Genomic DNA, 17,627 nt, shown 5'->3' with positions numbered 1-17,627 from the left:
ACCCGACGCCGGAGTCGCGGCGTCCCCGGCCAGCGCCGACAACCCCCGCACCACCTCCGCGCGATCCCCGCCCACCACCACCGCACGATGGTCGAAGGCGGACCTGCCGGTGGCCAGCGAGTACGCGACGTCCAGCGTCCGGAGGTCGTCGCGTTCCTCCAGGAAGGCGGCAAGGCGGGAAGCCTGCGCCCGCAGGGCCTCCTCGCCGCGAGCCGACAGCACGACCGGCAGCGGCCTTCCCCCGGCGGGCTCCGTCACCGGGACGGGCAGGCCGCCGCCCGCCTCGACCTCGGCGCCGGTGTCGGCGGGGGCCTGCTCGATGATGACGTGGGCGTTGGTGCCGCTGATGCCGAACCCGGAGACCCCCGCGCGGCGCGGGTGGCCGTTCTCGCGCCACTCGACCGGCTCGGTCAGCAGCGACACCGCGCCCGCCGACCAGTCGACGTGCGGGGTGGGCTCGTCGACGTGCAGGGTCCTGGGCAGCAGGCCGCGCTGCAGGGCCATCACGACCTTGATGACGCTCGCGACCCCGGCGGCGGCCTGGGTGTGGCCGATGTTCGACTTCACCGACCCCAGCCACAGGGGACGGTCGGCCGGGCGGTCCTGGCCGTAGGTGGCGAGCAGGGCCTGGGCCTCGATCGGGTCGCCGAGCATGGTGCCGGTGCCGTGCGCCTCGACGGCGTCCACGTCGGCGGGCACCAGCTCGGAGTTGGCCAGCGCCTGGCGGATGACGCGCTGCTGGGAGGGGCCGTTCGGGGCCGACAGGCCGTTGCTCGCGCCGTCCTGGTTGACCGCGCTGCCCCGTACCACCGCCAGCACCGGGTGGCCGTTGCGGCGCGCGTCCGACAGCCGCTCCAGCAGCAGCAGGCCGATCCCCTCGGAGAAGGCGGTGCCGTCGGCGGCGGCGGCGAAGGCCTTGACCCGGCCGTCCTGGGCGAGGCCGCGCTGGCGGCTGAACTCCACGAAGATCTCGGGGGTGAAGATGACGGTGACGCCGCCGGTGATGGCCATGGAGCACTCGCCGCGCCGGAGCGACTCGCACGCCATGTGCAGGGTCACCAGCGAGGACGAGCAGGCGGTGTCGGCGGTCACCGCCGGTCCTTCGAGGCCGAGGGTGTAGGAGATCCGGCCGGACATGACGGCGGTGGAGGTGCCCGTCAGCAGGTGGCCCTCGACGCCCGCGGGGAAGGCGCCCTGGCCGACGCCGTACCCGCTGGAGGCGGCGCCGACGAACACGCCCGTCCGGCTGCCCTTCACCGTGGCGGGGTCGATGCCGGCCCGCTCCAGCAGCTCCCACGAGGTCTCCAGCAGCAGCCTCTGCTGCGGGTCGGAGGCGAGCGCCTCGCGCGGGCTCATCCCGAAGAAGCCCGCGTCGAAACCGCCGGCGTCGGCGACGAAGCCGCCCTCGCGGGCGTAGGTGGTGCCGGGGACGTCCGGGTCGGGGTGGTAGAGCCGGTCCAGGTCCCAGCCCCGGTCGCCGGGGAAGCCGGACATGGCGTCCTCGCCGTCCGCGACGAGCCGCCAGAGATCCTCGGGGCTGTTCACCCCGCCGGGAAGGCGGCAGCTCATCGCCACGACCGCGATCGGCTCGCGGTCCCTGGCCTCCGCCTCGCGCAGGCGGCGCCGGGCGTGCTGCAGGTCCGCGGTGGCACGCTTGAGGTAGTCACGCAGCTTGTCGTCATTCGCCATCGGACGTCAACCAGCCTCGGGGCAGTAGGGATTCGTCATGGTGTGCGCCATCAGGAGGTGCCGAGTTCCCCGTCGAGGACCGCGAAGAGCTCGTCGTCGGTGACCGACCCGAAGTCCCGCTCGGGTACGGAGCCGGCCTCCTCCGGGCCGCCGTGCGTGTCGTCCCACTTGCGGAGCAGCGCCCGCAGCCGGGCCGTGATCTTCACGGGGTCCCCGCCGCCCGACGCGTACAGCAGGGTCTCCAGCCGGTCGACCTCCGCGAGCACGGACGCCGAGGGGTCGGCGGCGGGCGGGGCGATCTCGTCCCTGATGTGCTCGGCGAGCACGCTCGGGGTGGGGTGGTCGAAGACCAGGGTGGTCGGCAGGCGCAGCCCGGTCGCGGCGCCGAGCCGGTTGCGCAGCTCGACGGCGGTGAGCGAGTCGAAGCCGAGCTCCTTGAACGCCCGCTCGGGTTCCACCGAGTCCGCGCTCGCGTGCCCGAGCACCCCGGCGGCCTCGGCACAGACGATCTTGACGAGCGCGGCCACCTGCTCCTCCGCCGACAGGCCCGCCAGGCGCTGTTCGAGCCCGGACGCGGTGGGGGCGACGCCTCCCGCGGCCCTGACGACCCGGCGGGCGGGGGTACGGACGAGGCCGCGCAGCAGCGCCGACCGCATGCCGTTCGCGCCGCGCAGCGCGGCGAGGTCGAGGTGGATCGGCACGAGCAGGGCCTCGTCGATCGAGGCCGCGGCGTCGAAGAGCGCGAGCCCCTCCTCCGACGACAGGCCGACCAGCCCGGAGCGGGCCATCCGCTCCACGTCGGCGTCGGCGAGGTGGCCGGTCATGCCGCTGCGCTGGTTCCAGAAGCCCCAGGCGAGCGAGGCCCCGGCCAGGCCGTGAGCCCTGCGGTGCGCGGCCAGCGCGTCGAGGAACGCGTTGGCCGCGGCGTAGCTGCCCTGGCCCGCCCCGTCCAGCACCGCCGCGGCCGAGGAGTACATGACGAACGCGGACAGGTCGAGGTCGCGGGTGAGCTCGTGCAGGTTCCAGGCCGCGTCCACCTTGGGCCGCAGCACCGCGTCCACCCGCTCCGGGGTGAGGGACTGCACCAGCCCGTCGTCGAGGACTCCGGCGGTGTGCACCACCCCGGTCAGCGGACGACCGGCCGGGATCTCCGCCAGCAGCCCGGCCAGCGCCGCCCGGTCGGCCACGTCACACGCCGCCACCGTCACCTCGGCACCGAGCGCGGCCAGCTCGGCCTCCAGCTCCGCCACCCCCTCGGCCTCCCGGCCCCGGCGGCTGGTCAGCAGCAGATGACGCACCCCGTGCGCCCCGGCCAGATGACGGGCCACCAAACCACCCAGCGTCCCGGTGCCACCGGTCACCAGCACCGTGCCGGACGCTCCGAACACCTGCGGCATCGTCAACACGATCTTGCCCACGTGCTTTGCCTGCGACAGGAACCGGAACGCCTCCGGCGCCCGCCGCACGTCCCACGACCGCACCGGCAACGGCCGCACCACCCCCCGGCCGAACAGGTCGAGCATCTCCTCCAGCATCCGGCGGATGTGGTCGGGGCCGGAGTCGATCAGGTCGAAGGCCGCGTACCCGACCCCCGGGTACGCCTCGCCGATCGCGGCGGCGTCGCGGATGTCGGTCTTGCCCATCTCGACGAACCGGCCGCCCCGGGGCAGCAGGCGCAGGGAGGCGTCCACAAACTCGCGGGCCAGCGAGTTGAGCACCACGTCCACGCCCCGGCCCTGTGTGCCCTCCAGGAAGTACCTCTCGAAGTCCAGGTCGCGGGAGGAGGAGATGTGCTCGTCGTCCAGTCCCAGCGACCGCAGCACCTCCCACTTGGCCGGGCTCGCTGTCGCGAACACCTCCGCGCCGAGATGCCTGGCCAGCTGTATCGCGGCCATGCCCACCCCGCCCGCACCGGCGTGCACCAGCACCGACTCGCCGGGCTGGAGTCGGGCCACGTGCCTCAGGCCGTGGTAGGCGGTGAGGAACACGCCTGGCACGGACGCGGCCTGCTCGAAGGTCCAGCCGTCGGGGATCGGCGCGAGCAGCCGCCGGTCGGTCACCCCGACCGGGCCGAACGCCCCGTCCAGCAGGCCGAACACCCGGTCACCCGGCGCCAGGTCATCCACTCCGGGCCCGACCTCCAGCACCACGCCGGAGCCCTCGCCTCCCATCGGCACGTCGCGCTCGGGCACCATGCCGAGCGCCACGACGACGTCGCGGAAGTTCATCCCGGCGGCGCGGACGGAGATCCGCACCTCGCCGGCCTCCAGCGCCCTGCCGGAGGCGGGGTGCGGGACCAGCGCCAGGTCCGCCAGGCTGCCCTTCACCGGCGCGTCCAGCCGCCACTCGGCCACCCCCGCCGGAGGCACCAGCCCGCCGCCGGACGCGGCCCGCGCCAGGCGCGGCGCCCACACCTTCCCTTCCCGTACGGCCACCTGCGGCTCGTCCGCGGTCGTCGCGGCGAGCAGCTCACCGCCCACGACGGGACCCTCGTCGAGGTCGGCCAGCAGGAGGCGGCCGGGGTTCTCCGCCTGGGCGGCGCGCAGCAGGCCGAGGGCCGCGGCGCCCGCCAGGTCGGTGACGTCGCCGCCGTGCGCGGCGGCCGCGCCCCGGGTCACCACGACGAGCCGCGCCGACCCGAACCGCTCCTCGGCCAGCCACTCCCGCACCACCGCGAGCGCCCGATGCGTCGCCGCCCGCACCCCGGACACCACGCCCTCATCCTCAAGCGGGACGAAGGGGACGAACACCAGGTCGGGAACCACGGCCGACCCCGCCAGCGCCGCCAGGTCCTCGAACCCCTCGGCCACCGCACCGGCCGCGCGCAGGGCGTCGGCGAGCCCGATCCCGTCGGCGCCCAGCACCGCGCACCGGTGCCCGGCGGGGAACCCGGCGGTCGGCAGCGTCGTCCAGTCCACGCGGTACAGCGAGTCGCGGCGGGTGTCGGCCGCCGTGGGCAGCCGGTTCGCCGGGAGGGGGCGCGACAGCAGGGACTCCACGGAGGCCACCGGGCTTCCCGAGACGTCCGCCAGCCGGAGCGAGACCGTGTCGGCACCGGTGGGCGACAGGTGCACCCGCAGCGCGGCGGCGCCCTCGGCGTGCAGGGAGACCCCGGACCAGGCGAACGGCAGGCTCACCTCGCCGGATCCGGTGTCCAGCAGCGACTCGGCGTGCAGGGCCGCGTCCAGCAGCGCCGGGTGCAGGCCGAACCCCCCGGCCTCCCTGCGCGCGTCCTCGGGCAGGGCGACCTCGGCGAAGATCTCGTCGCCGCGCCGCCACGCCGCCCGCAACCCCTGGAACACCGGGCCGTACTCGTAGCCCCGGCCCGCCAGCTTCTCGTACAGGCCGTCCAGGTCGACCGCTGTCGTACCGGCGGGGGGCCACGCGGCCAGGTCGAAGGGCTCCGCGGGGAGCTCGGCGACGAGGAAGCCGGTCGCGTGCCGGGTCCAGGGCTCGTCCGTCCCGTCCCCGAGGTCCCCGGAGCTCCCGGTGTCCCCGGCGTCCGCCGTGTTCTCGGCGCGGGAGTGGACGGCGACCGCGCGGCGGCCCGTCTCGTCCGGAGCACCCACCGACACCTGCACCTGCACACCGCCGCCACCGCTCAGCACCAGCGGCGCCTCCAGCGTCAGCTCCTCCACGACCCCGCACCCCACCTGGTCACCGGCGCGCACCGCCAGCTCCACGAACGCCGTACCCGGCAGCAGCACGGTGCCCGCCACGGCGTGGTCGGCCAGCCACGGGTGCGAGCGCGTCGACAGCCGCCCGGTCAGCAGGACCGCGCCGGTGCCCGCCAGCGTCACCGCCGCGCCGAGCAGCGGGTGGCCGGCCGCGGCCAGGCCGGTGGAGGCCAGGTCGACCGCGTCGGTGGCCTCCAGCCAGTACCGCTCGCGCTGGAAGGCGTACGTGGGAAGTTTCACCGGCCGGGGAGCGTGGGGGGCGAACAGCGTCCCCCAGTCCACCGGCGCCCCGTGCGCGTACGCCTCGGCCATCGAGGTGACGAACCGGTTCATCCCGCCGTCGTCGCGCCGCAGGGAGCCGACGGCGACCGCGGTGCCGCCCGCGAGCTCCACGGTCTCCTGGATCCCCACGGTGAGCACCGGGTGCGGGCCGATCTCGACCAGCAGCCCGTACCCGTCCCGCACCAGCGCGCGGGTGGCCTCGTCGAAGCGCACCTGCTGCCTCAGGTTGGTGTACCAGTAACCGGCGTCCAGCCCCGCGGTGTCGATCGGCTCGCCGGTCACCGTGGAGTAGAAGGGCACCTCGACCGGCCGGGGCGCGAGGCCCTCCAGGTCGGCCAGGATGCGCTCCCTGAGCGGCTCCACGTACGCCGAGTGCGACGGGTAGTCGACGGGGATCTTCCTGGCGCGGACGCCGTCGGCCTCCAGTTGCTCCAGCAGCTCGTCCAGGGCCTCCGTCTCGCCGGAGAGCACCACGGAACCGGGGCCGTTCACCACGGCCACCGCGATCCGGTCCCCCCAGGGGGCGAGCCGTTCCCGCATCCGGTCGGCCGGGAGCGCGACCGCCATCATCTCGCCCTGGCCGGACAGCTCCTCGCCGATGGCGAGGCTGCGGAGCGCGACCACCCGGGCGCCGTCCTCCAGCGACAGGGCGCCCGCCACGCAGGCGGCGGCGACCTCGCCCTGCGAGTGGCCGACGACGGCGTCGGGCTCGACCCCGTACGAGCGCCACAGCTCCGCCACCGAGACCATGACGGCCCACAGCGCGGGCTGGACCACGTCCACCCGTCCCAGCGGCGGCGCGCCGGGCTCGCCGCGCAGCACCTCCACGAGCTTCCAGTCGACGAAGGTCGCCAGCGCGTCGGCGCACTCGGCCATCCGGGCGGCGAACACCGGGGAGGAGTCCATCAGCTCGACGGCCATGCCCGCCCACGCCGCCCCCTGGCCGGGGAAGACGAACACCACCCTCGGGTCGGGGGTCGCGACGCCGCGTACGACGTTCGGCGCGGCCTCGTCCCCGGCGACGGCGCGCACACCCGCCAGCAGCTCGTCGCGATCGGCGCCGACCACCACGGCGCGGTGCGGGAAGGCCGTGCGGGAGGCGACGGCGGCGTGGCCGACGTCGACCGGCGACAGCCCGGGGTCCGCGTCCACATGGGCCGCGAGACGTTCGGCCTGGGCCCGCAGCGCCCCCTCGCCCTTGCCGGAGATCACCCAGGGCACCACCGGCGCGGGGCCCGGGCCCCCGCCGAAGGCGCCGAGAACGCCGTCCGTGTCGCCGGCGGCCTCCGGCGCGGGCGGCGGCGGGGCCTCCTCCAGGATGACGTGCGCGTTGGTGCCGCTGACGCCGAAGGAGGAGACACCGGCCCTGCGCGGGGCGCCGCCGGCCTCCCAGGGCTCGGCGGCGGTGAGCAGCTCGACGTCGCCGGCCGACCAGTCGACGTGCGGCGAGGGCGCGTCCACGTGCAGGGTGCGGGGCAGCACGCCGTGCCGCATCGCCAGCACCATCTTGATCACACCGGCGACGCCCGCGGCGCCCTGGGTGTGGCCGATGTTCGACTTGATCGAGCCCAGCCGCAGCGGCCTGCCCTCGGGACGTTCCCGCCCGTACGTGGCCAGCAGCGCCTGGGCCTCGATCGGGTCGCCCAGGCCGGTGCCGGTGCCGTGCGCCTCGACCGCGTCGACCTGGGCGGCGGACAGGCGCGCGTTGGCGAGCGCCTGGCGGATGACCCGCTGCTGCGCGGGGCCGTTCGGCGCGGTCAGCCCGCTGCTCGCGCCGTCCTGGTTGATCGCCGAGCCGCGGATGACGGCCAGCACGGGGTGTCCCGCGCGCCGGGCGTCGGAGAGGCGTTCCAGCAGGAGCATGCCCGCGCCCTCGCCCCAGCCGGTGCCGTCGGCGGCGGCGGCGAAGGCCTTGCACCGGCCGTCCGCCGACAGGCCGCGCTGGCGGCTGAACTCGACGAAGGTGTTCGGGGTGGACATCACCGTCACGCCCCCGGCCAGGACCATCGCGCACTCGCCCTGGCGCAGCGCCTGGACCCCCAGGTGCAGCGCGACCAGGGACGAGGAGCACGCGGTGTCCACCGAGACCGCCGGGCCCTCCAGGCCCAGGACGTAGGCGACCCGCCCGGAGGCGACGCTGCCGTCGCTGCCGTTGCCGATGTAGCCGCCGAGGTCGTCGGGGACGACCCGGGCCCGGGAGCCGTAGTCGTGGTAGATGACGCCGGTGTAGACGCCGACGGCGGTGCCCCGCGCGGAGGCCGGGTCGATGCCGGCGTCCTCGAAGGCCTCCCAGGCGGTCTCCAGCAGCAGCCGCTGCTGCGGGTCCATCGCCACGGCCTCGCGGGGGCTGATCCCGAAGAAGGCCGGGTCGAAGCGCGCGGCGTCGTGGAGGAAGCCGCCGGAGCGCGTGTAGCTCTTGCCCGGACGGTCGGGGTCGGGGTCGTAGAGGCCGTCGACGTCCCAGCCGCGGTCCTCGGGGAAGGACGAGACGGCGTCGCCGCCCTCGGCCAGCAGCCGCCACAGCGCCTCGGGGGTGTCGGCGCCGCCGGGGAACCGGCAGCTCATCCCGACGACGGCGATGGGCTCGGTCTCCCTGCGCTCGGCGTCCTTCAGCTTCTGACGGACCTCCCGCAGGTCGGCGGTCGCCCGCCGGAGATAGTCGAGAAGTTTGCCTTCGTTCTCCACCACGTCACCCCTGTCAGACCGTTCGGGGGCCTCGTCCGGTCGCGTCGCGCACCGTGGACCGAGGCGATATGGGCACGGGCGCCCCTGTCGCGGGGCGGCCCGTGTTCGGCATGCCGGTGAACCGGCGTCGCGCGGGAAGGGAGGTTCAGCCGGCCGTGACAGGCGCCGCAGGCGCTGCGGGCGCGGCCGGGGCGCCGGTCTCCGCCCGGTGGCGGGCGACCAGCTCCTCCAGGTCGTTCACGAGGTCGTGCGGCGTCGGGGTGGCCTCGGCCACGCGCCTGATCCGGGCGGCGTTCTCCCGGAACGACGGCTCGTCGAGCAGCCGCCGGAGGTTCTCCCTGAGCGTCCGCGTCGAAAGGTCCTCCGACTGGATGACCAGGCCCGCGCCCTGCTCGGCCACCTGCCGGGCCATGCCGCCCTCGTCGTAGAGCCGCGCGGGGACGACGAGCTGCGGCACGCCGTGCGCCATCGAGGTGCCGAACGTCCCGGTGCCGCCGTGGTGGACGATCGCCGCGCAGCTGGGCAGCAGCGAGTTGAGCGGGACGTAGTCGACGATCCTCACGTTGTCGGGCACCTTCAGGTCCGGGTCGAGCTGGTCGGCGTTCAGGGTCGCGACCACCTCGACGTCGAGGTCGGCGACGGCCTCGAACAGGTCGGCGGCCCCGATGCTGCCGTTGCCGCCCCACATGTCGCGGCCGGACACCCCGAGGGTGAAGCAGACCCTGGGCCGCTCGGGGGCCGTCCGCAGCCAGTCGGGGACGACGGCCGGGCCGTTGTAGGGGACGTAGCGGACGGGCAGGTAGTCGTGCTCGACGGGGAAGCGCGTCCAGACCGGCATCGAGTCGACGGTGGCCTGGCCCAGGATGACGTCCTCGTCGAACGCGCAGTCGTATTTGGCCAGCTTGGCGGTGACCCAGCCGGCCACCGGGTCCTCGTCGCGGGCCTCGGGCCGCTCCGCCCTCATCCGCAGGAACAGCGAGCGCATCCGCCCCCAGTGGTCCCTGCCGAAGGTCGAGCGGACCTGCGCGGCGCCGCAGGCGCGGGCCGCGACCGGCCCCGGGAAGGTGATCGAGTCCCAGACCACCAGGTCGGGCCGCCACTCCCGGCAGAAGGCGACCATGTCGTCGTACATGGACTCGTCGGTGATGAGGTCCAGCGCCAGGTGGGAGGCGAAGGCGGCCGTGCAGTCGCGCACGTACTCGTAGGTGAGGACCTCGGGCCGTTCCTCGGCGATGTCGTAGCCGGAGCCGAAGATCTGCTGGTCGGCGGGGATGCTCGCCAGCTTCTCCGCGATGTTGGACGGCTCCCCCACCGGCACCGCGGTCAGGCCGGTCCTGGTCACGTCGTCGACGATGTCCGGCTGGACGGCGACGACGACCTCGTGGCCCGCGGCCTTCATCGCCCACGCGATCGGCACCGCGAGGAAGAGATGGGCGGCAGCGGCGTGCATGGTGAACAGGACACGCATGAAGACTTCCTCCGAATGATCAAGCCGCACGATCTATCAGATGCCTGCCGCGGGGCCGGCGGATTCGCCCTCGTACCTCGCGGCGGCGGTTCACGGTCCCGGGAACGGCCGGACAAGCAGGTCCGGCCCTCACGGCCGAAAAGCAGGTCCGCCCGTCACGGCCGGAGAAGCAGGTCCGGCCGTTTCCGTCCACCGTTTTCCACGCTGAATCAATGAGCACGCTACCTACGCCCCCAGGGGGAAACCGACCCCTAGCGCACCCCTCAGCCTCCCCTGTGGGAAGGCCGGGACCCGGCCCGGTGGCGGCGTCGCCCCCCGGGACGGCACGGCCAGGTCAGGGCATGTGGGAACGCGCCAGAACGCGCCGGGGCGCCCCCTCTGGGAGGCGCCCCGGCGCGGGAGGGGTCGACCCCCCTACGAGTCCTACGAGTCGGCGGGACGGGCGGCCGCGGCGGGACGCGAGCGCGTGGCGACCCAGGCGGGCGACAGGGCTCCCATGAGCGCCGACAGCCCCGCGGAGCAGACCACGATGACGTAGAGCCACACCGGCCCCGAGGGCAGCGGGGAGCCGCTGACCGCGATGGTGAAGGGCAGCAGGACGGGCACGAAGAGCACCGTGCCGAGCACGACGCCGATGACGGCGACCAGGACGCCCTCGATGCCCATCATCCGCAGGATCTGCCCCCGGCTGGAGCCGACCAGCCGCTGCAGCCCGAACTCCCTGCGCCGCCGCGCCGCGCCTGCCGCCTGGGTGCTGATCACCGAGATCACCACGAAGGCGAGCGAGGTCCCGGTGAACAGGCAGTCGACCCACCCGCGCGTCCGCTGCCGCTCGACGCCCACCGAGGACAGCACGCCGGCGTCGGTCACCCGCAGCCCCGGTACGGCCCTGACCGACCCGGCGAGCGCGGCGGTCACCCGGGGGACGTCGGCGGCCGAGGCGGCGCGCACGAGGATCTGGGGTGGCAGGCCCGCCGTGGTGTGCGCCGCCAGCAGCCGCGCGGGCATCAGGATCGTCTCGGCGCCCGCCCTCGCCGCGAGCAGCGCGACCACCCTGAGGCCGACCAGGCGCCCGTCGCCCAGGCGCATCCCGACCGTGTCGCCGAGGCCCAGGCCGAGCTGCCCGGCGTGCCCCTCGGCCAGCGCGACGGTGTGGCCGCGCAGCCCGGCGAGTGTGCCGGCGGTGAGCCTGAACGCCGTGACGACCCCGGCGGCCTCCGCTGTCACCCCCTGGACCGGCCAGCCGTCCTCGCTCTGCCAGGCGTCGTAGGGGCTCTCCAGGAACGCGGTGCCGGTGACGAACTCCGAGGCCGCCGCGACGCCCGGCGTCGACCGGACCCGGTCGAGCAGCCCGGCGGCCAGCCCTCCGTCCTCCGCGGTGAGCACGGCGTCGGCGCGCAGGCTTTTGAGGTACGCGCGCTCGGCCGCGTCGGCGGGGGTCGTCTGCAGGTAGACGTTGGACAGGGCGATCCCGGTGATGAGCATGATGGGCGTGGTCGCGGCGGCCACCCGGACGGTCCGCGCCCTGGCGTTGAGGATCGCGAGGTGCCCCGTCTGGCCGAAGACCGCGCGCACGGGGTGGCGGAGCATCTCGGTCATCACGCTCGTTATGCGGGGGGCGGCCAGGGTGAGTCCCACGGCCAGGGTGAACACGGCGAGGAAGACGGCGCTCACCACGGGCGGGCGGGGCGTCACCGCCGCCGAGACGGCGAGCGCGGCACCCCCGCCGAGACAGAGCAGGGCGACCGCCGACCGTACCGGCCCGAGCGGGCTGCCCCGCAGCACGGCGTCCGCGGGCCTGTCGACGGCCGGGACGAGCGACGCCCGCCTGGCCGGGAGGAACGCCGCGGCCGCGGCGGCGAGCAGGCACGTGACGGCGGCGGCCAGGACGGGGATCCAGCCCTGCTGGAACGGCATCACCCCGGGGACCACCCCGTCGTCGACCAGCCGCAGGAACAGCCGGTGGCCGAGATAGGGGCCGAGCAGGCAGCCCGGGACGACGGCGACCGCCGAGATCGTCATCACCTCGCCGAACACCATGCGGCGGATCAGCGCCGGGGGCGTGCCCATCGCCTTCAGCAGCGCCATCTCCCGCCTGCGGTGCCCGACCGACATGCCCAGGGTGCCCGCCACGACGAGCACGGTGACCATGAGCGTCACCCCGGCGGTCACCCCGGAGATGACGACGAGGTTCTCGCCGCCCTCCCTTCCGCTCGGGAACTCGGCGATCCCGCGGTCGTCCCCGGTCAGGACCACCGCGGCCTGGCCGCGCAGCGCGGCCTGGACGCGCGGCCGGAGCGTTCCGGCGCCGGTGCCCGGCTCGGGCAGGACGGCGGCGGCGTCGACCGTGCCCAGGTGGCCCGCGAGCCGCCGCGCGTCGGACGCGGAGAAGAACATCGCGGCCCCGGCGATCGCGCGGCCGCCCGCGGGCGCGGCGACGCCGGTCACCCGGTAGGTCTCCGCGACGCCGCCGACCGCGACCTCGACGCGGTCGCCCGGTCCCGCGCCAGAGCGCCCCGCCAGCACGGCGTCGAGCACCACGTCACCGGGCCCGGCCGGCGCCGTGCCCGCCCTCAGCTCGTACGGGGCGAGCGCGGCGGAGCTCCAGTCGTGCCCGGTGCCGGCGGGCCGCTCCCCCCGCAGGACGGTGGCGGGGAACGACAGGTCGCCGACGACCGCGGCCACCCCGGGAACGGCCCGCACCCTGTCGAGCAGCCCGCTGTCGAGCCGTACGCGCTCGGTCAGGCGCGTCCAGTCGGTGTCGTCGTCGAGGGGGTCGGCCTTGGGCAGCGCGTAGGAGGGGTCGCCGGCTATCACGATCGGGGCCCCGGCCAGGCGCTGGGGCGGCACCACCCCGCGGACACCGGTCTCCATCAGCGCCCCCGCGGCCGAGATGATCACGGCGCCGAGGAACATCGCGGTGAACAGCGCGGCGAAGGCATCCTTGCGGAAGGTCAGGGTGCGCAGGATGACGCGCCACATCAGCTCGGGTTCCCCCCGTCGGTGCCGGGCGGCCTGTCCCAGATGCCGAGGTGGGTCATCCGCTGGATCACCGCCCTGTCCACCGGGAGGTTCAGCTCGTCGACGACCCGTCCACCGGAGAGGAAGACGACGCGGTCGGCGTAGGAGGCGACGAGGGGGTCGTGGCTGGCCATCAGGACCGTCTGCCCGCTCTCGCGCACCGCCTCCTGGAGCAGGCCGAGGACCTCGTCGGTGGCGCGGGCGTCCAGTCCCCCGGTCGGCTCGTCGGCGAAGATCACCTCGCGGCGGGCGACCAGGGCGCGGGCGACGGCGACCCGCTGGCGCTGGCCGGCGGACAACTCGAAGGGCCGGTGGCGCATGTAGTCGACGAGCCCCACCCTGCGCATCACGTCGACGAGCAGCGAGGGGTCGGCCGTCCGGCCCGCGAGGGTGAGGGGCAGGGTGACGTTCTCCTCCACGTCCAGCGCGGGCAGCAGGTTGAACGTCTGGAAGATGAAACCGATCCGGTCGCGGCGCAGCCTGAGCAACGCCGCCTCGTCGAGCCCGTTCAGCTCCTCGCCACCCAGCAGGACCGTTCCCGAGGTGGGCCGGTCGAGGCCGGCCGCGCACTGCAGCAGCGTGCTCTTGCCCGAACCCGACGGCCCGATGATCGCGGTGAGGCTGCCGCGCGGGCAGCCGATCGTCACACCGCCCAGCGCGACGACGGCGCCCGTCCCGCTGCGGTAGGTCTTCCTTACCGAGTCAAGCCTGACGACCTCGTCGGCTCCCTTACCCTCCGTGTTCGTCCTTTCGGTGTCCATGAGGCGAAGCGTAATCATCGAGCGGTGGCCTGCATATCGGTCTGGGGGCCCATAACGCTCATCCTTGCGGTGGGTGGTCGTGAGGACGCTGTGGTCCCGGGGCAGGAGCCCCTCGCGCTGGGCGCGAGGGGCCCGTCCCCGGTCGAAAACTGTCACAGCTCGCTGTCGAGGATGTCGAAGAGCTCGTCCGCGGTCGCCGAGCCCAGCTCGGGCGCGCCCGCCCTCACCGTCTCCCCGCCGCGTGTCTCCAGCCATCTGGAGGTCAGCGCGCGCAGCCGGGCGGCGATCCTCTCGTGCTCCGCCGGGTCGGGCGCCACGGCCTCCATCGCGTGCTCCAGCCTGGCCAGTTCCGCCTCCAGCGTCGCGGCGGGCGGCTCGTCGGCGACCAGTTCCGTCCTGATGAGGTCGGCGACCGAGGCCAGGGTCGGGTGGTCGAAGATGAGGGTCGCGGGCAGCCGCACCCCGGTGGCGGCGCCGAGCCGGTTGCGCAGCTCCACCGCGGTCAGCGAGTCGAAGCCCAGCTCCTTGAACGGCCGGAGCGCGTCGACGGCGTCCCCGTCCTCGTGACCGAGGACGGCGGCGACGTGGGTGCGCACCAGGTCCAGCAGCAGGCGGTCGCGGCCGGTGGCCGACAACGACTCCAGCCGCTGTTGCAGCGACTGCTCGGCCGGGGCCGGGGCGGCCTCGCGGGCCACCCGCCTGGTCCTGGCCGCGACCAGGCCGCGCAGCATCGCCGGTGGCGCGTCGGCGCGCGAGCGCAGCGCCGCCAGGTCCAGCCGGACGGGCGCCAGGGCGGCCTCGCCGAGGACGAGTGACTCGTCGAGCAGCGCCAGCCCGGTCTCGGCCGTGAGCGGCAGCAGGCCGGAGCGCCGTACGCGCCGCAGGTCGGCCTCGCCCAGCTGGGCGGTCATGCCGCCGACCTCGGGCGCCCACATGCCCCAGGCCAGGGAGACCGCGGGCAGGCCCGCGGCCCTGCGGTGCTCGGCCAGCGCGTCCAGGAAGACGTTCGCGGCGGCGTAGTTGCCCTGCCCGGCGCCGTCCAGCGTCCCCGCCGAGGAGGAGAAGAGCACGAACGCCGACAGGTCGAGGTCGCGGGTGAGCTCGTGCAGGTGCCAGGCGGCGTCGGACTTCGGCCGCCAGACGGTGTCGACCTGTTCGGGCGTGAGGGACCCGACGACGCCGTCGGCCACGACCCCGGCCGTGTGGACGACCGCGGTGAGCGGTTGGCCGGCGGGCAGACCGGCGAGCAGCGCCGTGAGGGCGTCCTTGTCGGAGACGTCGCAGGCGGCGACGGTGACCTCGGCTCCCAGCCCGGCCAGCTCGTCGCGGAGCCCCTCGGCGCCCGGGGCCTCGATGCCCCGCCGCCCGGCCAGCAGGAGGCGGCGGGCGCCGTGGCGGGTGACGAGGTGCCGCGCGACGAGGGCGCCGAGCCCGCCGGTGCCGCCGGTGACGAGCACCGTGCTCTCGGGGTCGAGGGGGACGGGCACGGTGAGCACGAGCTTGCCGACGTGCCTGGCCTGCGCCATGAACCGGAACGCCTCGGGGGCGTGGCGCACGTCCCAGCCGCGGACCGGCGGCGGGGTGAGCACCCCGCGCTCGAACAGCCGGACCAGCTCGGCCAGGATCTCCGCGGTCCGGTCGGGGCCGGCGTCGGAGAGGTCGAAGGCCCGGTAGGAGACGCCGGGGTGTTCGGCGGCGACCTCCTCGGCGAGCCGCACGTCGGTCTTGCCCATCTCGGCGAACCGGCCGCCGCGCGGCAGCAGCTCCAGGGAGGCGTCCACGAACTCGCGGGCCAGCGAGTTGAGGACGACGTCCACGCCGCGCCCGCCGGTGGCCTCCAGGAAGCGGCCCCTGAAGTCCAGGTCCCGGGAGGAGGCGATGCGGTCGTCGGCGACGCCCAGGGCCCGCAGCGCGTCCCGCTTACCGTCGCTCACCGTGCCGAACACCTCGGCGCCCAGGTGGCGGGCGAGCTGCACGGCCGCCATGCCGACGCCGCCGGCCGCCGCGTGCACCAGCACCGACTCGCCCTCCCTGAGACCGGCGAGGTCGACGAGGCCGTAGTAGGCGGTGGCGAACACCGCGGGCACCGAGGCGGCCTCGGCGAAGGTCCAGCCCGCGGGGATCGGCACGACCATGCGCCGGTCGACCACCGCGTACGGGCCGAAGCCCGCGTCGACGAGGCCCATCACGCGGTCGCCGGGCGCGAGGCCGGTGACCCCGGGCCCGACCTCGACGACCACCCCGGCGGCGTCGGCGCCCAGGTCGGCCCTGCCGGGGTACATGCCAAGGGTGATCATGACGTCACGGAAGTTCAGGCCGCCGGCGCGGATCGCCACCCGCACCTGGCCGGGCTCCAGCGGGCGCTCGTCGGCGTCGCACGGGGCCAGCGTCAGGTTGTCCAGCGTGCCCTGCGTGGTCACCTCCAGGCGCCAGGCCCGCGCGCCGGCCGGGGGCTCCAGCATGCCCGCCGACCGCGCCCTGCTCAGGCGCGGCGCCACCGCCTGCCCGTCCCGCAGCGCCAGCTCGGGCTCCCCCGTCTCCGGTACGGCGGGCAGCGCGCGGTAGGAGTCGTCGGTACCGTCCACGTCGACCAGCAGGAATCGGCCGGGGTTCTCCGCCTGCGCCGCGCGGACGAGGCCCCACAGGGGTGCCTGCGCGAGGTCGGGCGGGCCGTCGCCGAACCCGCTCCTGACCGCGCCGCGGGTCACCACCGCGAGCCTGGTCCCGGCGAGGCGGTCGTCGGCGAGCCAGGCGCCGAGCAGGTCGAGGACGCGGAGCGTCGCGGCGCGCGCCGCCTCGGGCTCGGTCACCTCGGCCTTCTCGGACTCCGGCCGGTCCTCCCAGGTGGAGACCAGCACGGTCCCCGGCGTGGACGGCATGGCCCGCAGCGCGTCGAGGCCTCCGGCGAAGGTGACGTCGAGCCCGGCGGAGCGCAGCGCCCGGCCCAGCTCGCCGTCCTCGGCGCCGAGGACGGCCCACTCCCCGCCGCCCGCGACGGCGGGCACGGCCGTCCAGTCCACCCGGTACAGCGACTCGCGGGCCGTGTCGCGGGCGGCGCCGAGCCGGTCGGCGGAGACGGGGCGCATGGCCAGCGACCCGATGGTGACCACCGGGGCGCCGGTGGCGTCGGCCACCTGGAGCGAGGCGGTGCCGGAAGCGTCCCTGGAGACCCGTACCCGGACCGAGGAGGCGCCGGTGGCGTGCAGCGCGACGCCGCTCCAGGCGAACGGCAGCTCGACCGCCTGGTCCGGCGCGGCCTGCCCGCCGAGCTCGACGGCGTGCAGCGCGGCGTCCAGCAGGGCCGGGTGGACGCCGAACAGGGAGGCGTCGGCGGCTACGGCCTCGGGCAGCGCGACGTCGGCGAACACCTCGCCGTCCCGCCGCCAGGCGGCGCGCAGCCCCTGGAAGGCCGGGCCGTAGCCCGCCCCCTCGGCGGCGAGCCGCTCGTACAGGCCGGTGAGGTCGACGGGGACGGCGCCCGGCGGCGGCCACACGGCGAGGTCGAACTCCCCGGCGGGCCCGGCTGGGGCGAGGAAACCGGTGGCGTGCCGGGTCCACGGCTCGTCGCCGCTTCCGGCCCGCGAGTACAGCGACAGGGGGCGGCGGCCTGAGTCGTCGGCGCCGCCGACGACCGCCTGGAGCGCGACGCCGTCCCTGCCGGTCAGCACCAGCGGGGCCTCCAGGGTGAGCTCCTCGACGGCCTCGCAGCCGACCTGGGTACCCGCGCGGACCGCCAGCTCGACGAAGGCCGTGCCCGGTACGAGGACGTTGTCCAGGATGGTGTGGTCGGCCAGCCAGGGGTGGCTGCTCAGCGAGACCCGCCCGGTCAGCACGGCGCCGCCGGACTCGGGCAGCGCCACCACGGCGCCCAGCAGGGGGTGCTCGGCGGAGACCTGGCCCAGGCCGGTCGCGTCGCCGGTGAGGCCGCCGGTCTCCAGCCAGTAGTGGCGGTGCTGGAAGGCGTAGGTGGGCAGCTCCACCCGGCGCGGCCCCTCCACCCCGGCCGCGCTCGCCGCGTCGGCGAAGAAGGTCTCCCAGTCAACG

General features: G+C 75.4%; 6 protein-coding genes. All 6 read right to left on the bottom strand.

Translation table 11 applies throughout. From position 1 onward, the window contains the following. On the bottom strand, window positions 1-1,689 hold a 1,689-nt coding region (locus ACFYWM_RS44110), incomplete at its 3' end, for a type I polyketide synthase (protein WP_389927706.1). Window positions 1,690-1,739: 50 nt separating this feature from the next. Then, entirely contained in the window at window positions 1,740-8,333 is a 6,594-nt protein-coding gene (locus ACFYWM_RS44105; protein WP_389927703.1) for an SDR family NAD(P)-dependent oxidoreductase, read from the bottom strand. 145 nt (window positions 8,334-8,478) lie between these two features. Then, window positions 8,479-9,801 carry an activator-dependent family glycosyltransferase gene (locus tag ACFYWM_RS44100; RefSeq protein ID WP_389927701.1) on the bottom strand — a complete coding sequence of 441 codons (1,323 nt, stop codon included), beginning with the start codon at window positions 9,799-9,801 and terminating at the stop codon, window positions 8,479-8,481. Window positions 9,802-10,224: 423 nt separating this feature from the next. Next, on the bottom strand, window positions 10,225-12,783 hold the full coding sequence (locus ACFYWM_RS44095; RefSeq protein WP_389927698.1) for an ABC transporter permease: 2,559 nt from the start codon (window positions 12,781-12,783) through the stop codon (window positions 10,225-10,227). Beyond that, window positions 12,783-13,583: an ABC transporter ATP-binding protein gene (locus ACFYWM_RS44090; RefSeq protein WP_389927696.1), complete on the bottom strand. Its 801-nt coding sequence runs from the start codon at window positions 13,581-13,583 to the stop codon at window positions 12,783-12,785. Before ACFYWM_RS44090 ends, ACFYWM_RS44095 begins: the two co-directional genes overlap by 1 nt. 152 nt (window positions 13,584-13,735) lie before the next feature. Then, the coding region (locus ACFYWM_RS44085) for an SDR family NAD(P)-dependent oxidoreductase (RefSeq protein WP_389927694.1) at window positions 13,736-17,627 on the bottom strand (3,892 nt) is incomplete at its 5' end.

It is taken from the genome of Streptosporangium sp. NPDC002721 (assembly GCF_042888905.1).
Classification (GTDB): Bacteria; Actinomycetota; Actinomycetes; order Streptosporangiales; family Streptosporangiaceae; genus Streptosporangium.
The sequence above is the reverse complement of the archived record's forward strand: the minus strand, read 5'-3'. Positions and strand labels throughout refer to the sequence as shown.